Below are 18,932 nucleotides of genomic sequence, written 5' to 3'. Positions count from 1 at the left end.
TGGAATATTTTGGCTGATAGCAAGTTTGCTTTTATTAACGAATATTTTTTACGATAGAGCGTTCCTAATGAGGGGACGTTCTATCGTAAAAATAAATAAGATATTAATATATTTATACTCATGCTTTTATTAGCTTTTCCTTTATACCTACATTACCCTGTAAGCCGCCTGTGTGTATCAGTAGAATGCGATCGCCTTTTCTAAAAAATCCCTGCTTTAATAAATCCATCACTCCATAAAACATCTTGGCGGTGTAGACATAATCGAGAGTTACACCATGCATTTGTTGAAATTGCTGGCTAAACTTTAGCAGTTCATCGTTGACCTTGGCGTAACCACCAAAGTGATAATCACAGACTAATTCCCACGCACACGAAGATTTAGTTGGTACAGGTAAGTCAGCAGAAAGGTAATTCTGTAATAGAGTTTCAATTTCTTGTTTCAGAAATGCACCATTCTTGAGAATGGGAAAAGCAATTGCTCGTTTTTGCTGACTGAGTGAAAGTACAATACCAGCAAAGGTAGTACCCGTACCACAAGCAACACAAACAACATCAAAGTCTTCTGCTTGTGCAAGTATCTCCATACACCCACGCACACCGTTTAAATTACTTCCACCTTCAGGAATAATAAACACTTCACCGAAGCGTTCTCTGAGTTCAGTTTGTAGTTCTGTTGTATTGCGTTGTCTGTAAGTTTTCCGGTCAAGATACACCAGTTGCATACCTTGCTGTACAGCAAAACTCAAAGTTGAATTTAATGGACTTGTTTCTTCACCACGGATGACACCAATTGTATTCAGCCCAAATAATTTACCTGCGGCGGCGGTTGCAAATATGTGATTTGAATAAGCACCGCCAAATGTCAGCAGCGTCGTGAAATTCCTTTCCTTCGCTTCTAACAGGTTGTATTTCAGCTTATACCACTTATTTCCATTAACCCACGGGTGCATGAGGTCGAGACGTAACACAGACATTTCTACCCCTACACTTTGGGTGATGTCGCTATCAATCTTTTGTGTTGAAGGCGGAAGAAAAATTGAGGTCATGTAGACTTATATAGCAATCTTATTTGATTTATAAACTATTCGTTGAGGTAGGGAATAGAGAGTAGAAGTGGCTTCAGATCCCCGATTTCTTGAAGAAGTCGGGGATCTAGTCATTCAAATTAGTCGTCATAAAACTAATGATAAACATTGATTAATTTCAATGGTAAAGCAATCTTCATAATGAATAAATCTTTCTGATGAGTATCTTTAGAAATTGGCATTTTACCAAATGAAGATAACCGTTCAATATAAGAGTAAGCAGATTCACTCCAGATAAATTTCTTCTTGGAGAAAACCAATGGTTGCACTTACAGAAAATACTTCAATTCTTTCTAATCCATCACGTTTAACTATACAAACTATTGAAATCGCCACTCAAACCACCGCTATTCGCTGCCTTGATTGGGATAGAGACCGTTTTGATGTCGAATTTGGTTTACGTAATGGCACAACATATAATTCTTTCTTAATTCAAGGTGAAAAGATTGCTTTAGTTGACACTTCACATCGTAAGTTTGAGCAATTGTACTTAGAATTACTCACGGGATTAATTGAGCCAACAAAAATAGATTATTTAATTATTAGCCACACAGAACCAGACCATAGTGGACTAGTCAAAGATATTTTGCAATTAGCACCTAATATTACTGTTGTTGGTGCAAAAGTGGCGATTCAATTTTTAGAAAATATGGTTCACCAACCGTTTAAATCGATAACGGTAAAAAGTGGCGATCGCTTAGATTTAGGTAATGGTCATGAATTAGAATTTATCTCGGCTCCCAATCTCCACTGGCCAGATACAATCTTCACTTTCGATTACAAAACAGGCATTCTTTACACTTGTGATGTATTTGGAATGCACTATTGCGATGACCATACATTTGATGAAAATCTAGCCATCATTGAAGAAGATTTTCATTATTACTATGACTGCTTGATGGGGCCAAATGCTCGGTCAGTTTTGGCAGCTTTAAAACGGATTGAAAAGTTAGAAATATCAACGGTAGCGACAGGTCACGGGCCATTGCTACAACACCATATTTCCGAATGGCTAGACCGCTATCAAAATTGGAGTTTAGAGCAAACAAAAACTGAGTCATTTGTCGCTTTGTTTTACACTGAAGATTACGGTTACAGCGAAAACATAGCGCGTTACATAGCACATGGAATTACCAGAACTGGAGTAGCAGTAGAACTAGTACCCTTAAATAATACTGAGCCTCAAGAAATACGCGAAATAGTTACTCAATCCAGTGGTTTAGTAATTGGAATGCCACCCCAATCTGCTATAGCCGCGCAAACAGCATTAAGCACAATATTGGCTGCTGCTCATCATAAACAAGCTATTGGTTTATTTGAGTCAGGAGGCGGAGAAGATGAACCAGTTTATCCTTTACGTAACAAGTTTCAAGAAATTGGATTAACTGAAACTTTTCCACCAATTTTAATCAAAGAAACTCCCACCAGAGCCACAGAACAATTGTGTGATGAAGCCGGTACAGATATCGGACTCTGGTTAAACCGCGATCGCACTATTAAACAAATCAAATCCATCAATACAGATTTAGAAAAAGCTCTAGGAAGAATTAGCACAGGCTTATATATCATCACAGCCAAGAAAGAAGAAATTCAAAGCGCGATGTTTGCTTCTTGGGTGACACAAGCCAGCGTCAATCCTTTAGGAGTAGCAATTGCTGTCGCTAAAGAACGAGCGATTGAATCCTTTCTGCATATAGGCGATCGCTTTGTTTTAAATGTCCTCGAAGAAGGTAACTATCAAAGCTACATGAAACACTTCCTCAAGCGTTTTCCTCCTGGTAGCGATCGCTTTGCAGGGATAAAAACCTATCCTGCGGCTAATGGTTCCCCAATTCTCGCTGATGCTTTAGCTTACATGGAATGTGAAATCACTAGCCGCATGGACTGTGGCGATCATTGGGTGGTTTACAGCACCGTGAAAACTGGACGAGTAGCCAAACTTAATGCACTCACCGCCGTGCATCATCGCAAAATTGGTAATCACTACTAAATTCTGAAGTGTGAAGTATGAATTATGAAGTATAAAACGTCATACTTCATTCAGAGTTACTAGTTAATTGAATGATTGTTTTCGTACCAATAATTCACTTAGTAATACTCTTCATACTTCACCGTTCACATTTCATAATTCACACTTCACCCTTCATACTTCCTATGTATAAGCCTGTTGATGATAGCCCAATTACTGCTGCCTATGAACTCAATCGGGGTCGCATTGTTCGCAGCCTAGAACTTATCCAAGATGTAATTGTAATTTCTCTATGTATTGGCTTATTTAGCTTCATGGTGATTCAGGTGAGAGATATGTTTCTCTCTTTGCTTCCTCCGCTAAATTTCCAAGTTGTTACCGCCGATATTCTGTTTCTTTTGATTTTGGTTGAGTTGTTCCGACTGCTGATTATTTATTTACAAGAACAACGTATATCTATTGGGGTAGCAGTCGAAGTTTCTATTGTTTCTGCCTTGCGCGAAGTGATTGTTAAAGGTGTTCTGGAAACTAATTGGACTCAAGTTTTAGCGACTTGTGCTTTCTTATTAGTTCTAGGCGTATTATTAGTCTTGCGAGTTTGGCTACCCCCAACCTTTGAAGGCATTGATCCAGAACAACAAGTATCACAACGCTACAAACAAATGCACAAATAAAAAGTAAAAAGGCAAAAAAAAGTGTTTGTTGTAAAAATTAGCTTCATTTACACCATGCTGTACTAAAAACTTTAAAAGACAAATTTTCAGACTTCATACTTCCCACTTCATACTTTTTTAGGAGGTTACTATGTCCATTGCTACTATTACACCCAGTCGTCCTAGAGATGTTCAGGTTGCAGAAATTGGACAAAATACAATAATTTTGCGATCGCGTACTTGGGAAAGGCTTAAATTTGAAGTTGAATACTCTCGTCAAAAAGGAACCACAGCAAATTCTTATTTAATTCAAGCTGATAAAAAAGCTTTAATTGACCCTCCTGGTGAATCTTTTACCGAAATTTACATTCAGGAACTAGGGCAACACCTAGACTTTGCAACTCTAGATTACATTATTCTCAATCATGTTAATCCTAACCGCCGAGCCACACTCAAAGTATTACTTTCTCACGCCCCGCAAGCTACAGTAATTTGCTCACGTCCAGCAGCCAATGCTTTAAAATCAACATTTCCTGAATGGGAAGCACATATTCAAGAGGTACGTTCCGAGGATACTTTAGATTTAGGACAGGGACATCTTCTATCATTCATCACTGTACCAACTCCGCGTTGGGCAGATGGACTCTGCACTTACGATTCCGCTAGCAAAATACTATATACAGATAAATTTTTTGGCGCACATATCTGCGAAGACACCCTTTTTGACGAAGATTGGAAAAAGTTAGATGCAGAACGCCGTTATTATTTTGAGTGTCTTCATGCACCCCAAGCCAAACAGGTTGAAGTTGCTTTAGATAAATTGACAGCCATAGGAGCAAGATATTATGCTCCTGCACATGGCCCAGTTGTGCGTTACAGCCTCAGCCGTTTTACTTATGATTATCGCCAATGGTGTCAGGGGCAGAAATCACAAGAATTTAGTGTTGCGTTGCTGTATGCTTCTGCTTATGGGAATACGGCAATTGTAGCGAATGCGATCGCTCAAGGATTAATTCAAAATGGCGTTAATGTTGAGTCAATTGACTGTGAACTAGCAGACACAGCAGAAATCACTCGCATTGTAGAAGCCTGTGATGGCTTTATTATTGGTTCACCTACTTTAGGTGGTCATGCACCGACCCAAATTCAAACCGCCTTGGGAATAGTGCTGTCAACAGCCACAAAAACCAAGTTAGCAGGTGTCTTTGGTTCCTATGGCTGGAGTGGTGAAGCCATAGATGTATTAGAAAGCAAACTCCAAGATGCCAATTATCGTTTAGGGTTTGAAACAATTCGGGTGCGTTTTAGCCCGACTCCTGAAAATCTCCAAGAGTGTGCAACTGCGGGTGCAACCTTTGCCCAAACCCTGAAAAAAAATAAAAAACTACGTGTTCCCCGTCAAGTAGTTACAGAAGCGCAAGTAGACCGTACCGAACAAGCTGTAGGGCGAATAGTTGGTTCCTTGTGTGTTGTTACAACTCGTGACGGAAATACCCACAAAGGCATCTTAAGTTCTTGGGTATCACAAGCCACCTTTAACCCACCAGGAATTATGATTGCGATTTCCCAAGAGCAAAATGCTGATTTAATGCGTCATCCTGGCGATAAATTCGTACTGAATATTTTGAAAGAAGGCAGAAATGTGAGACGCTATTTTTCTCGTCATAGCACTTCAGGCGATAACCCATTTGCTAATCTTTCAACCCAAACTGCTGCTAATGGTTGTTTGATTTTGGATGACGCATTAGCCTATTTAGAATGCACTGTACACAATCAACTTGAATGTGGCGATAGGTGGTTGATTTATGCAGTAGTAGATAAAGGTGATATGTTAACAAATGATGGGATAACTGCTATTGAACATCGTAAATCTGGCAGTTTTTATTAAACTTGGTCTGCTCAGTATATCGATGCTTACAACAGATTCAATAATCACACAGAAGCAGAGTTTGTCTCTGTAAGATATAAAAAACTTTGGCAGGAATAAAAATATTATGTTGTATTCTGCCAATATGTCTAAATATAGACACAAATCTGCTTCTGGATGAACTGATTCATGGAATTCATAAGAAAATACAAATCAAATTATAATTTTGTATTGCATCTTTTCTTCCTGATTGTGCTGTTGTTGGGTATATTTTTCCGTTTTACTAATCTTGACCATAAAGTGTACTGGTATGATGAGGCGATGTCATCTCTGAGAGCTTCTGGTTACACTGAACAAGAAGTTGTTCAGCACTTTTCTCAAAGGTCAATAGTTAGTGTAACTGAACTCCAGCGATATCAGCACCCTGATGGCACAAGAAACATTATTAATACCTTTCAAGGCGCAGCTAAAGAAAATCAAAAATATTCGCCAATTTACTATAGTATGGCGAATATTTGGTTTCATACTATCGGTAGTTCAGTAGCATTAGCTCGATTGTTACCTGCTTTCCTTAGCCTACTAGCATTCCCCTGCATTTATTGGCTGTGTCAAGAGCTATTTGTTGAAAGAGGCATTTTTGCTTCAAAACTGCCTACATGGATAATGATAGGATTAATCGCCGTCTCGCCATTTCACGTGCTTTATGCCCAAGAATCTAGGCACTATAGTTTATGGACTGTGACTACTTTAATGTCAACAGCAGCTTTATTACGAGCAATCAGATTAAATACTATAATTAGCTGGATTATTTATGCAATCACTTTAGGAATTCATCTTAATACCTTTTTACTTGCAGGGTTAGTAGCGATCGCGCATGGTATTTATGTCCTGCTAATGTATAGGTTTTACCATATCAGAATTTTAAAAGCCTACCTCGGAGCATCCTTGGTAGGTGTTACCGCTTTTCTTCCTTGGGCTTGGATAGTCATCACTAATATATCCCACGTTAATACAGTAGTTAGTTGGACATCCAGTAATACTATTGAAAACGCAGAACTCAGGGATAGATGGATTATGCACATAGGTCGGCTCTTTTTCGATGTTAATCAAGATCCTTGGGATTTTTATGTGCATCGACTGTTGTTAGTCTTGACCGTGTATGCTTTTTATCGCCTCTGCCGTCAAACGCCCCTGTCAGTTTGGTTACTGATTTTTCTTCTGACTGCTGTTAGCACATTGCCTTTAATAATACCCGATTTGATTTCAGGGGGGGTGCGATCCACAAGGGCAAGATATATGATTCCTGGGTTATTGACAGTCCAACTAGCTATTACTTACTTGCTAGGCATAAATTTAGCTAGTCCTTCGTTAAAATCTTGGCATGAGAAATTTTGGCGATTAGTTTTAGTTATGATATTCTTGGGGAGCGTTTTGTCCTGTGTTGTGAGTTCTCAAGCAACAGTTTGGTATAACAAAGACATTAATAAAGAACATATAGCTATTACACAAATTATTAATCAGACAAAGAATCCTCTTTTGATTAGCGATGCATCAGTAGGTTATCTTTTATCTTTAAGTCATTCACTTAATCCGAATGTACAAATTTTAATTAAACCTAACTACTGTGATACTTGTGTAATCCAATCTTCCAGAAAATTTAGTCTTCAGATACCAATAGTAGAAGAATTAGTTCGCTTTAGTGATGTTTTTGTATACTTTCCCGGAAAATCCTGGCGGGAAAAATTGACAAAACAGCAAAATTATAAATTTGAGCCTATTGTATTCAGCTTGTCTCAATCATCAAAAAAACAACCTGTGCTTTGGAGAGTTATGCCTATTCAAAAAAGTTCAGTAAATTGAAAAGTTTTAAAAGTAAGAGATCGCCTAGAAAGCACATAAAATATGAAATATCATCAGAGTCTGTGCAAGCAAGCATAGTCAAATTTTGCCAACAGATATGCCCCAGCCGATCGCTAAGATTTCGCTTGCAGAGTTTCTTGCTCAACCTAATATTGAGACTTCCCCTGCATGGGAATTAATTGATGGGCGAGTTGTTCAAAAAACAATGCCAACCCTCTTTCACTCACGGCTACAACGTAACCTAGTCAATTATATTAACGATCGCACCGATCAATTTGAAGCCGTGCAAGAGCTACGTTGCATTGTACCGCCTTACTCCCCAGTGCCAGATATTGCTATTATTGCCTGCGACCGCCTTGGTGATGAGGACGGCCCATTTAATGGCGCGCCCGATTGGTTAATTGAAATTCGCTCGCCCGACCAAAGCACCTTAGACTTACAAAATAAGATTCTCCACTGCCTTAGCAATGGAACGCAACTAGCTTGGTTAATCGATATTGCTCGTAAACAAATATGGGTTTGGCAAGGAGATGACTTACCGATAATCTTTGCAGGAGAAGACTTTTTGCCAAGTTTAGACATTCTCCCTGAACTTACAGTTAATGCGGTCATTGCTATGACTGGAAGGCATTAAGGTAACAGGTTACAGGTGACAGGTTACAGGTTAAAGGTGATCTAGTGAAACGCCTCTTGCCTTCTGCCTCCTGCCTCCTGCCTCTTTGAATCAACCGCCCCAGATTTTTTCGGAAATTGTTGCTGGCGAAATATCTGCCACTTTCCCAGTCGGGGATTTAATAGCAAGAAACTTTTCGCTTTTTGGTAACAACTGCTCTGGATCGGAGGAACCAATTAAGCTGATTGTGTAGGTTTGGACTGCCACACTCAACTGTAATGGCGCACTTTCAGTTGTCAGCATTAAGTTTGCACCGGCAATCATGGCTGTCAACTTACCGATATTATCTGGAGATGTCACCTTAATTTCAGGACAAGACTCTCGAAGCGATCGCACAAATGCTTCATCGTCGGAACCTTGAATTACAACTACAGGCAAATCTGGCTGCTTAACTTGAAATTCTTGAATAATAGGCCGCCATTTCTCCACAGGATATATTTTATCGGTACTTTTACCCCGTGCTGCTTGGTCAGCACCGCCATAAATCAAGACGTAACCCGTTTCACTCGCCCCTAGCCGTTTTTGTTCATTTTGTGACCAGTCAATATCGGGTTTTGGCACATTTACTGCTAACTCTGGGCAAGGGGTGGTAATGCCTAAGGGTTTGAGCAAATCATGATATGCTGCTGCCACATACTGAGAAGGGTTAAACGGCACAGTATTAGTCAGAAAAGCGGCTCCTTTGCCTTTAAAGCCAATACGTGTGGGTATTCCCGTTAACCAAAGCATTAGTCCTACTAACCAGCTTTGTCCAAATGCAATGGCGGCATCATACTCGCGATCGCGAATTGTGCCTACCAAGTTTCCCCAATCTGCCAAACTGTTACGATCTTTAAAATCAAAGGTCAGTACCTCGTGAACAGACTTGCTCACCCGGTAGGCAGCCTTTGACCGGGGTTCGGTAACGACATCGATCTGAGCGTTAGGATAAAGGCACTTCAAATCATCTAAAGTCGGAAAAAAGAGAATTTGGTCGCCAATTCCGCCAGGTACAAGGGCTACTACTCGCATAATAATTATTGACGCTTACTCGCTCCCTATTTTAGGGGAATATAGGTATTAAAGATTAGGGAGTGGGGAGTAGGAAGTAGGGAGTAGGGATAAGAGGCTAGGGATTAGTTTAAAAAATGTTTTTTCTCACCTATAACCTATAACCCATAACCTGTAACCTCCAGTTTAGCGATCGAGGAAACTTGTGTATTTATTAATTCCTGCTGCCGGAGTCGGCAAGAGAATGGGTAGTAACCGTAATAAACTTTTACTTGAGGTACAGTCAAAACCGATTATTGCTTGGACTCTGTTAGCTGCGGAAGCCGCCAGTTCTATTAGTTGGATTGGGATTATTTCTCAACCTTGTGATTGGCCCGACTTTAAGGCGATTCTCGCTGACTTACAGCTGACTAAACCTGTGAAATTGATTACTGGTGGTGCTACGCGTCAGGAATCAGTTTATAACGGCTTGCAAGCACTACCACCAAATGCCGAGCAAGTGTTGATTCATGACGGTGCTAGATGTTTGGCTACACCGAATTTACTCAACGCTTGTGCAGAAGCAATTTGCCATTGTGCTGGTTTGATTGCTGCCATACCAGTGAAAGACACGATTAAAGTTGTTGATGAAAGTGGCATAATTCAAAGTACTCCTGACCGACGGCATTTGTGGGCAGCCCAAACCCCCCAAGGATTCAACGTCAATTTGTTGAAACAGTGCCACGCTGAAGGTATTCGTCAAGGTTGGGAAGTAACTGACGATGCGGCTTTGTTTGAAAGATGCGGGATTGAAGTCCGAATTGTTGAGGGCGAGGAAACGAATTTAAAAGTGACAACTCTCCAAGATTTAGCGATCGCTGAATTTATCCTCAGCCACCGATGAGAAGGGAGCAGAGGAGCAGGGGAGCCAAGGGGAAAATTTGAATATTGAGAATTGTTAAGTTAGTTTTTGACTTATAAAACAAAAGCTAGTATTATGCCACACATTTGTTAATCGTCAGTTATACAGTCATCTGTTGCCAGTGACTAATGACAAATGACAAATGAACGCCAGTTGCTACAAGTCGGCAAAGCCGACGACAGTTGCCTTAAGTCGGGAAACCCGCCCAAGGCAATGTCTCCCCAACGCACTGGCTCCTATTGACCATTGACTAACACTAATGAAAACAGCCACCGCAACTAAGACAGCGACAAAAATAGAAGCGATCCTCTATTTGAAAGGTAAACCCTTATCACTGAGTGAAATTGCCGAGTATGCCGCTTGCGATCGCTCAACTGCGGAAGAAGGCATAATTGAACTCATCGATAGTTATGCCCACAGAGATAGTGCCTTAGAAGTTGTTGAAACCACTGCTGGTTATAGTCTCCAACTTAGGTCTGATTTTCATGATTTAGTGCAAACGCTGATTCCGGTAGAATTAGGGCTAGGGGCATTGCGAACCTTAGCTGCGATCGCTCTCAATAGTCCGATTCTACAAAGTGATTTAATTAATCTACGTGGTTCCGGTGTTTACCAACACGTTCCGGAATTAGTCGAATTAGGTTTCGTCAAAAAACGCCGAGATAATGAATCTCGTTCCTACTCGCTACAAATAACACCAAAATTTCATCAATATTTCCAAATCGATCAACTTCCCCAACCCTTTGATAGCAAAGAACAACAACTGGAATTAGATTTAGCGATCGAGGATGGCGATGAGGATGCTAGCTAAGATCTGGGAAAGGGGAAAGGTTAAAGGGGAAGGGTTAAAGGTTAAGAGGCAAATTTCCCTTTACCCCTTGCCCCTTGCCCCTTCCCCTTCCCTTAGCCCCCAGGTAGATATAAAAGCCTACCTCTGGAAAATGCCCTACCCTATTAGTATGGTTTAGAGTAGAATTAGCAACTAAGCTAAAAAAGACTGCCAATGGTGTTTGATCCTAATTTTTTGAATGACAACTCCGAGGAACACCCCAATCAACTTCTAAGCGAGAACATTGAGGAAAACCCCAATCAGTTACTCCAATATTTGCAACATCAGTCTCCTGATGTTTTGGCCCGTGTCGCCCAGTCTGTCAGCCCTGAAATTAAACAAATTATCTCCCAAAACGTCCAGGGGCTGGTGGGAATGCTTCCCTCTGAAAATTTCAATGTGCAAATTACCACAGACCGAGATAACTTGGCTGGGCTATTAGCATCAGCAATGATGACGGGATACTTCCTACGCCAGATGGAACAAAGGATGCAGTTAGATTATTTATCTGACGGTCAATAGTCAGCTAATTTTGGATTATAAATTCTAGATTTTAGATTGAACAAGTCCGCAATCCGAAATCGGCAATCCAAAATCTAAAATTCTGCGGGGTGGAACTTGAACCGAAAAAAAACAATCCCAAATTGGTTGACTGCTGGCTATTTTTTGGGATACGCTCCTGACTGCACTTTTAAAGTCTGAATTTTTCCACTACGGTTGATTTCAAGTACTAGGATATCTCCGACTGTGCTGGATTCTACTAGTTTTTGCACTTGGGCGGCTGTTTTAACTGGCTTCGCGTTAACTTTTTGAATTACGTCTCCAGGGAGCAGTCCAGCCCGTTTTGCTGGCGAGTTATCTAAGACTCCCTTAATCACAACGCCAGTATCTTGCTTGATGTTGAGCTTGTTTTCCTGATTAATTTGCTGTTTTTTGGTTGGAGATAGATCTGCCATTTCAATCCCCAAAAAAGGATGATCTACACGCCCTTTTGTAAATAGTTCTTTAGCAACACGGGCGGCAACTTCAATAGGAATAGCAAAACCTAAGCCTTGTGCATCAGCACGAATGGCTGTATTAACGCCAATAACTTCGCCTTGAGAATTTAACAAAGGCCCCCCTGAATTTCCAGGGTTAATAGCCGCATCAGTTTGGATAAAACTAACGCGTTTATCTGGGACACCAACTTGTGCGCTAGTGCGGTCAGTAGCACTAATAATACCGATGGTGACAGTATTATCTAAACCTAGAGGATTGCCAATAGCGATCGCCCACTGTCCAGGAATTAAATTTTGAGAATTGCCAAGCTTTACAGTCGGCAACTTATCACCGGGAATTTTGACCACAGCCACATCTGTAATAGTATCTATACCCATCACCTTGCCCTCAAAAGTTCGACCATCTTTGAGGGTTACTTGTACTGTATCTGTATCAGCAACTACGTGGGCATTTGTGAGCAATTCACCATCTTGGCTCAAAATAAAACCTGAGCCTGTACCACGCTCAATTCGCTCTTGAGGTATTGCTTGTTCCTCCTCACCAAAAAAGCGGCGTAATAACGGATTTTTTAGAGCTTCCGAAATAGGATTTGCCACTTTACGTGTTGCATTAATGCGGACTACAGCAGGGCCGACTTTTTGTACCGCCGTAGCGATAAAATTCACGTTATCGCCGCCATTATTCCCTGTATTGCCGCTACCAGCATAAGGAACCACAGATTCGGGCGGTAAAGCCACCGTCACATTCCGTAGCTCTTGAAATGAGCGATTTTGTGGTAGAAGATAGCGACTGCCAAACACACCTGCACCACCGCCAACTACCAGTAAAGATAAATAAATAGCCAATTGCTTCAGAGATAAATTCATAATAATTTCGTTTAAGGACAGCAATGCGGTTGCTAATTTCTAAGTGTAGTCAAGCAAGCCGCAACTGGACAGAGAAACTTAACATAGAGTTTATTAATCAAGACTTACACACAAAGGTCAACAATGGGGTGTAGGGGGTAGGGTGTCGGGTGTTGGGAAGACGGCATTGGTGGAGACTTCCCTACACCCGCCCCAACAACCAGTGGGATACAAGCCCTGTCCTTTAGGGCAATTGTGTTGGTAGGGGATACAAGAACCTGACATCACCGTCTTCACTACACCCTACCCCCTACACCCCACACCCTGTTTTTGACCAATACCGATTAACCATGCATCGTTATGCTGCCAATTTTTTTGGGAAAACTAATCTTTAGTCTAGATAAGATCCCTAGACTGTTATGACCATTGCTCTTAGTTGCGAATCAGCTAGGCAACTGTTCAAATTCTTAGCTATCTCATCGCCAGAGAGATTGATTCTGGGGGTCGTACTTTAGTTTATCGAGTAGTTTGCTATGTTGACCAATTCCCCATTATCATCAAACAGTTTATGGAAGTATTTACACAGAAATCTCGGCAAAATCTTCAACTTGCTTGCGAAACGAAGCAATTCTCTTGTAAATGCAAAACTGCAATCAGCACAGAACAGTAAATTATTAGCTCGGTTGGTACCTAAAAATCTTTTATACCAATTCTCTGTAAAGCTGCACATTATTTTGACCCCTCCCAACTTCCCCTTAACAAGGGGAGGTACCGCAGGCAGTGGGGTTATTTTTATGCGTCTTCATATGGAAATGGTATTAGGCCTAATTGCTGACAATTACCAATATGCTTTAGATGAGGTGTTTCATGTCCACAGTTAGCCTCAAAAAAATTATTAACAAAAAAGAGTTGCCGTCTCTGCTTGAGGACTTAGCCTGCAAGATTAACAGTGCAATTGAGATTGATTTGCCAGATGGTACGAAATTAGTCAGCATTGGCAAACAAACTGGCAAAAACCGATATCCAATTGAGGTATCAGGAGAAATCATCGGTTGGGTTGTGGGGGAAGCCCAGACAAACACAGTTGCAACTTTACTTTCATTGCTGGCAAAACAAGAAGCCGAGAAGAAGGAATTAGCTATAGAATTGCTGGAACGATATCAAGAAATTGATTTGTTTGAAGATATCTCGACTCAACTGACCACGAGTTTGGATAAACTACAGATTGCTCAACTCGTACTTCAAGAAGTAAGTCGATTAATTGAATCATCTGCGGGTGTAATTCTGCTCCTGAATGCAGATGCAACTTCCTTTGAAATCATTACCGAATTTGGCAATTTTTTTGGTCACAGTCAGCCGGAACCGGGCGAAGGAATTATTGGAGATATAGTCCAATCTGGTCGCCCCGAACTCGTTAATGATGTCAAAGCCGATCCGCGATTATGGGGGGAGCAAAATGTTAACGCTCTCATTTGTGTACCTTTGCGAACCAAGGGGCAGATTATAGGAGCGATCGCCATTGGCTCAAACAAAACCGACGCATACAAAGCTGAACACCTCAAGCTGGTGAGTATCTTTGCCTCGCAAACAGCAGTAGCGATAGAAAAAGCTCTGCTTTACGAACAAAGCATTCATGCAACTGCCCAAGCAAAAGCTCAAACAGAAAGGCTTCAGCAAGCTCTTCATGATTTGCAATTAGCACAAACCCAATTAATTCAAAGCGAAAAAATGTCGAGTTTGGGACAACTTATTGCCGGAGTTGCCCACGAAATTAATAATCCTGTGAACTTTATTTGCGGCAATTTGCGGCATATTGCCGAATATAGCCATGATTTGTTGTATCTGGTGCAAGAGTATCAGAAATTTTTACCTGTAGCTCCGCCAGATCTGGAATCAGAGTTAGACAATATCGATCTGAAATTTATTATGGAGGATCTACCTAAACTGCTGGATTCCATGAAGATGGGTAGCGATCGCATTGTAGAAATTGTCAAATCCCTAAAAAACTTCTCCCGCCACGACGGAACCCAAATGCAAACCGTCAATATCCACGATGGTATCGAAGGCACACTGATGATTTTGCGCCATCGGCTCAAAGCAACTACTCACCATCAGACAATTGAAATTTTGAAAGACTATGGCGAACTGCCGTTAATTGAGTGCTATCCCGGACAGTTGAATCAGGTTTTTATGAACATTCTGGTGAATGCCATTGATGCTTTAGAAGAAATGGGGAATAGGGAACCATCTACCACTACTCCCCACTCTCTACTCCCCACTCCCCAAATTACTATTCGCACCCAAAATCTGGATGATAGGTGGGTTGTAATTCGCATTGCCGATAACGGCCCAGGTATGAAAGAAGAAGTAATCCGACGCATTTACGATCCCTTCTTCACCACAAAAGGAATTGGCAAAGGAACTGGCTTAGGTATGGCAATTAGTCACCAAATTATTGTCGATATACACAAAGGAATTCTTAAGTGTCGCTCTCAACCGGGGGAAGGAACAGAATTTTGGCTTCAGATTCCGGCCAATGGTGCAGCAGTGGAGATTGCTGAAAAACTCAGTAGTACAAATTCTGGCACAAAAATTGCCTTTTCTCCACCTTCTACTACCGATACAGATGGCTTCATCCCTGCAACAACTCCAATGCTCAAACCAGCAGATCTCTTCACCCGACACGCTCAAATTATCCGGCGGCTTTCGCAACATAGTTCAGATGTTGACATGACATCACCCGATCAAATTTACCGAATGTTCCAACGTTACCCGATTTCCTTAAAGCTTTACGCCACTTTATTATCCTGGTTTTGTTGTTCTAAACCTACCCAAATACGCAACTAAGGAAATGCCACCATGCCTAACCAAATTAATGAATACAGCCTTCAACTTTTGGAAAAATGTCCTGTTGGTTTAGCACTATACCGGATGGATGGAACATTAATAGATATTAATCCGGCCTATGCTGCAATTTTGGGTCGCACTGTTTCCGAAACATTAAATCTCACCTATCAGCAATTTACGCCACAAAAGTATACCTTTGCTGATCAAGATTTCTTAAATAAGGTCATAAATAATGGCTGCTATGGCCCCTATGAAAAAGAATACATCCACAAAGACGGACACTTAGTTCCAGTCAGAATCTCTGGACAACTTATTGAACAGGATGGAGAGCAGTTAATTTGGTCGAGTGTGGAGGACATTAGCGACCTCAAACAAGCTCAACAGGAACGCTTAGAGTCCGAAAAAATCTTGAAACAGAGCGAAGCAAGATACCGCTCTTTAGTCAAAACTAACACGCAAATTATCTGGGTTAGCACACCAGAAGGAATTTGCTTTGAATTAACAGATTGGATAGCTTATACAGGGCAAAGTCTAGCTGAAGCAGAGAATGGCGGCTGGATTGAAGCCGTTCATCCTGACGATCGCGGCTACACCGGAGAAGCTTGGGGTATTGCTGTAGCCAATCTGAGTATGTATCAAATTGAATACCGGATTCGAGGAAAGGATGGTAATTACCGCTACTTTTGGGTCTGGGGCGCGCCCGTCATCGAAGACGATGGTAGTGTGCGGGAATGGATTGGCACTTGCACTGATATTCATGATCGCAAACTCGCAGAAGCCGAAAATCAACGCCTGAAAGAACGATATAGTACTCTAGTAACTGCTAGTTCACAAATTGTCTGGGGGGCTACTCCAGAAGGACTAGGGATTAGCAGTGAAATGCTTACCTGGGTAGCCTATACAGGTCAAACTGAAGAGGAGGTCGCAGATTGGGGCTGGCTTGATGCGGTTCACCCAGACGACCGTCCCCACTCCCTAGAAGCCTGGAATCAGGCTGTGGCGAAGCGCAGTCTCTACCAAACCGAATATCGGCTGCTTGGCAAAGATGGAATTTACCGCTATTTCACTGTATGTGGCGCTCCTGTTCTGGAAGCAGATGGTAGCATTCGAGAATGGATTGGGACTTGCACCAATATTCACGATCGCAAGCTGGCAGAAGCGGAAAATCAACGTTTATTTGATATGTTGAATCATTCCAGCGATGCGATCATTGTCCGTGATATGAACGACAAAATCTTGTACTGGAATCAAGGTGCGGAAAGGCTCTACCATTGGACGCGAGATGAAGTTAAAGACCAATACATCTATACATTTCTCCAAAAAATATTTCCCAAACCAAAAGAAGAAATTACAGTCGAGTTATTACAGCAAGGTAACTGGGAAGGAGAAGTGCAACACCTGACCCATGATGGCAAACTCATTACCGTCCAAAGCCGATGGACTTTACAACGAGATGCCGACGGACAGCCCTGTGCGGTGTTAGAAATTAATACTGATATTACCGCCCGTAAACAAGCTGAAATCGCTTTACGGCAACTAAACCAAGAACTAGAAGCCAGAGTTGCACAACGGACAGCCGACCTACAAAATACTCTTGCAGAAGCCCAAGGTTTGAATGCAATTTTAGATAACTTAGCAGATGGTCTGTTGGTGGTGGATACGGCAGGCGAAATTACTCACTTCAATCCTGCGTTTTTAGCCATGCATGAATTACCAGCCACCGCCCTCAAAGGTCACTATCAACAACTGCCAATATCCGGTTTAACACATTTGGTTGAACAAACTCAATCTCATCCCAAAGAGGTATTCGCGGCCGAAGTTTCATTAGCCAAGGAACGCATTGGTCAAGCAGTAGCAACCGCAATCTTCAAAAGAACAACTGCTAATGAACCTGCTACCTGTTTCGGTTCTGCGTTGCTGATTCGGGATGTGACGGCAGAAAAAGAAGTAGATCAGATGAAAACCGACTTTATTTCCACGGTTTCCCACGAGTTGCGGACACCATTAACTTCTGTCCTCGGTTTTGCCTCGATTATTCAAGAAAAGCTGGAAAAAGATGTTTTCCCCATACTGTCGAATGAAGACCGCAAGCTGCAAAAAACGATTAAGCGGGTGGCAGACAATCTCAATATTATTGTTTCTGAAGCTGAACGACTGACATCTTTAATTAATGATGTTTTAGATATTGCCAAGATGGAAGCGGGTAAGGTGGAATGGCAGATGCAGCCGCTTGATCCCAGCGAGTTAGTAGATTGGGCAACCACTTCCACAGCCGGGTTGTTTGAAATTAATGGCTTGCAGCTAGTCAGCGAGATTCAACCTGGATTACCGCAAATAGTAGGCGATCGCAACCGTTTATTACAAGTCCTGATCAACTTGATTTCTAATGCCGTAAAATTTACCGATTCCGGTTCTATCACCTGTCGCGTCACCCAAGAAAAAGAAGGCATTTGCATCAGTGTCATCGACACAGGTATTGGTATTGCACCAGAAGACCAACCCAAAGTTTTCGAGAAATTCCGGCAAGTTGGTGACACTCTCACCGATAAACCCAAAGGTACAGGGTTAGGGCTGCCCATCTGCAAACAAATCGTTGAACATCACGGCGGCAGAATTTGGGTAGAAAGTGAACCAAGTAAGGGTAGCACATTTTCTTTCCTGATCCCTAACTATGTTGCAGACCATCAAGCCAATGCCAAACTTAATTTAGATGCGCTGGTTAAACAACTTAAAGAACACGTCATTACTAACAACGCTGTATTGAATCAAAAACGCAAAACTATTTTAGTGGTAGATGATGATGCTAACATTCGAGAACTGTTGCGGCAACAACTAGAAAACGAAGGCTACAACGTTAGAGAAGCAAAAGACGGTATGGATGCGATTCACCAAATTAAAATAGCCCATCCCGATTTAATTCTCCTCGATGTGATGATGCCTCAAATTAACGGCTTTGATGTGGCAGCTGTTCTCAAAAACGATCCGCAAACAGCAGAAATCCCGATTATTATTCTGTCAATTATTGAAAATAAAGAACGTGGCTACCATATTGGGATTGATCGCTATCTTACTAAGCCGATCAATACAGAACAACTCCTCAATGAAATTGGTTCACTGCTTTCTCAAGGTACGTCTAGTAAAAAGGTGTTAGTTGTTGATAAAAATGCATCAACATTAAAAATCCTCTCAGATGTACTACAAACTCAGGGATACAGTGTAATAGAAGCCTCTGATCCGCAAGAATGCATTCGTAAAGCTCTGTCCGCTAAACCTGACATGATTATCCTTGATTCTATCTTTTCTCAGGAAACCGACTTAGTAAAAACCTTACGGTTTGAAAATGAGTTAGAAAATGTATTCTTCATTATGCTTTCTGATCAGTAATTTTTCTAGTAGCAGCCAGAAAGTAAAA

General features: G+C 41.4%; 13 protein-coding genes. 10 read left to right on the top strand and 3 right to left on the bottom strand.

The window, feature by feature from the left end; genetic code table 11:
- Window positions 1-118: 118 nt before the first annotated feature.
- On the bottom strand, window positions 119-1,048 hold the full coding sequence (locus tag H6G76_RS09695; protein WP_190699006.1) for a 1-aminocyclopropane-1-carboxylate deaminase/D-cysteine desulfhydrase: 930 nt from the start codon (window positions 1,046-1,048) through the stop codon (window positions 119-121).
- A 298-nt stretch (window positions 1,049-1,346) separates the two neighbouring features.
- Here H6G76_RS09695 and H6G76_RS09690 point away from each other — a divergent pair, with 298 nt between their 5' ends.
- From H6G76_RS09690 to H6G76_RS09670, 5 genes are all read left to right on the top strand, one after another.
- Complete coding sequence (locus H6G76_RS09690) at window positions 1,347-3,077, top strand: diflavin flavoprotein (RefSeq protein ID WP_190699003.1); 1,731 nt, start codon at window positions 1,347-1,349, stop codon at window positions 3,075-3,077.
- 164 nt (window positions 3,078-3,241) lie between these two features.
- Complete coding sequence (locus H6G76_RS09685; RefSeq protein ID WP_190699000.1) at window positions 3,242-3,730, top strand: phosphate-starvation-inducible PsiE family protein; 489 nt, start codon at window positions 3,242-3,244, stop codon at window positions 3,728-3,730.
- A 130-nt stretch (window positions 3,731-3,860) separates the two neighbouring features.
- Window positions 3,861-5,597 (top strand): diflavin flavoprotein, encoded by a 1,737-nt coding sequence (locus H6G76_RS09680; RefSeq protein WP_190698997.1) that lies wholly within the window; start codon window positions 3,861-3,863, stop codon window positions 5,595-5,597.
- 168 nt (window positions 5,598-5,765) lie between these two features.
- Window positions 5,766-7,436 carry a hypothetical protein gene (locus tag H6G76_RS09675; protein ID WP_190698994.1) on the top strand — a complete coding sequence of 557 codons (1,671 nt, stop codon included), beginning with the start codon at window positions 5,766-5,768 and terminating at the stop codon, window positions 7,434-7,436.
- Window positions 7,437-7,521: 85 nt separating this feature from the next.
- Window positions 7,522-8,070: a Uma2 family endonuclease gene (locus H6G76_RS09670; protein WP_242056361.1), complete on the top strand. Its 549-nt coding sequence runs from the start codon at window positions 7,522-7,524 to the stop codon at window positions 8,068-8,070.
- A 90-nt stretch (window positions 8,071-8,160) separates the two neighbouring features.
- Here H6G76_RS09670 and H6G76_RS09665 read toward each other — a convergent pair whose 3' ends face one another.
- Window positions 8,161-9,120 carry a glycosyltransferase family 9 protein gene (locus H6G76_RS09665; protein ID WP_190698992.1) on the bottom strand — a complete coding sequence of 320 codons (960 nt, stop codon included), beginning with the start codon at window positions 9,118-9,120 and terminating at the stop codon, window positions 8,161-8,163.
- 184 nt (window positions 9,121-9,304) lie between these two features.
- On the opposite strand from H6G76_RS09665, the gene ispD reads away from it, so the two are divergent.
- The 3 genes from ispD (at window position 9,305) to H6G76_RS09650 (ending at window position 11,351) form a co-directional block, all read left to right on the top strand.
- Window positions 9,305-9,982 carry a 2-C-methyl-D-erythritol 4-phosphate cytidylyltransferase gene (gene ispD / locus H6G76_RS09660; protein ID WP_190698989.1) on the top strand — a complete coding sequence of 226 codons (678 nt, stop codon included), beginning with the start codon at window positions 9,305-9,307 and terminating at the stop codon, window positions 9,980-9,982.
- A gap of 277 nt (window positions 9,983-10,259) precedes the next feature.
- On the top strand, window positions 10,260-10,811 hold the full coding sequence (gene scpB / locus H6G76_RS09655) for an SMC-Scp complex subunit ScpB (RefSeq protein WP_190698987.1): 552 nt from the start codon (window positions 10,260-10,262) through the stop codon (window positions 10,809-10,811).
- Between the two features lie 192 nt (window positions 10,812-11,003).
- Window positions 11,004-11,351, top strand: a complete 348-nt coding sequence (locus H6G76_RS09650; RefSeq protein ID WP_190698985.1) for a DUF760 domain-containing protein — start codon at window positions 11,004-11,006, stop codon at window positions 11,349-11,351.
- Window positions 11,352-11,488: 137 nt separating this feature from the next.
- Here H6G76_RS09650 and H6G76_RS09645 read toward each other — a convergent pair whose 3' ends face one another.
- Complete coding sequence (locus H6G76_RS09645; protein ID WP_190698982.1) at window positions 11,489-12,694, bottom strand: HhoA/HhoB/HtrA family serine endopeptidase; 1,206 nt, start codon at window positions 12,692-12,694, stop codon at window positions 11,489-11,491.
- Between the two features lie 846 nt (window positions 12,695-13,540).
- Between H6G76_RS09645 and H6G76_RS09640 the strand changes: the two genes are divergently transcribed.
- Both H6G76_RS09640 and H6G76_RS09635 read left to right on the top strand, forming a co-directional pair.
- Window positions 13,541-15,520 carry an ATP-binding protein gene (locus H6G76_RS09640; RefSeq protein WP_190698979.1) on the top strand — a complete coding sequence of 660 codons (1,980 nt, stop codon included), beginning with the start codon at window positions 13,541-13,543 and terminating at the stop codon, window positions 15,518-15,520.
- Window positions 15,521-15,532: 12 nt separating this feature from the next.
- Complete coding sequence (locus H6G76_RS09635; RefSeq protein ID WP_190698977.1) at window positions 15,533-18,904, top strand: PAS domain S-box protein; 3,372 nt, start codon at window positions 15,533-15,535, stop codon at window positions 18,902-18,904.
- Window positions 18,905-18,932 lie beyond the last annotated feature (28 nt).

The organism is Nostoc sp. FACHB-152, assembly GCF_014697475.1.
Classification (GTDB): Bacteria; Cyanobacteriota; Cyanobacteriia; order Cyanobacteriales; family Nostocaceae; genus Nostoc_B.
This window is presented reverse-complemented; position numbering and strand designations above follow the sequence as displayed.

Excerpts from the sequence above, each read along its gene's own strand:
- H6G76_RS09695 (WP_190699006.1), bottom strand. The coding sequence starts at position 1,048 with ATGACCTCAATTTTTCTTCCGCCTTCAACACAAAAGATTGATAGCGAC.
- H6G76_RS09690 (WP_190699003.1), top strand. The coding sequence starts at position 1,347 with ATGGTTGCACTTACAGAAAATACTTCAATTCTTTCTAATCCATCACGT.
- H6G76_RS09685 (WP_190699000.1), top strand. The coding sequence starts at position 3,242 with ATGTATAAGCCTGTTGATGATAGCCCAATTACTGCTGCCTATGAACTC.
- H6G76_RS09680 (WP_190698997.1), top strand. The coding sequence starts at position 3,861 with ATGTCCATTGCTACTATTACACCCAGTCGTCCTAGAGATGTTCAGGTT.
- H6G76_RS09675 (WP_190698994.1), top strand. The coding sequence starts at position 5,766 with ATGGAATTCATAAGAAAATACAAATCAAATTATAATTTTGTATTGCAT.
- H6G76_RS09665 (WP_190698992.1), bottom strand. The coding sequence starts at position 9,120 with ATGCGAGTAGTAGCCCTTGTACCTGGCGGAATTGGCGACCAAATTCTC.
- scpB (WP_190698987.1), top strand. The coding sequence starts at position 10,260 with ATGAAAACAGCCACCGCAACTAAGACAGCGACAAAAATAGAAGCGATC.
- H6G76_RS09650 (WP_190698985.1), top strand. The coding sequence starts at position 11,004 with ATGGTGTTTGATCCTAATTTTTTGAATGACAACTCCGAGGAACACCCC.
- H6G76_RS09645 (WP_190698982.1), bottom strand. The coding sequence starts at position 12,694 with ATGAATTTATCTCTGAAGCAATTGGCTATTTATTTATCTTTACTGGTA.
- H6G76_RS09640 (WP_190698979.1), top strand. The coding sequence starts at position 13,541 with ATGTCCACAGTTAGCCTCAAAAAAATTATTAACAAAAAAGAGTTGCCG.
- H6G76_RS09635 (WP_190698977.1), top strand. The coding sequence starts at position 15,533 with ATGCCTAACCAAATTAATGAATACAGCCTTCAACTTTTGGAAAAATGT.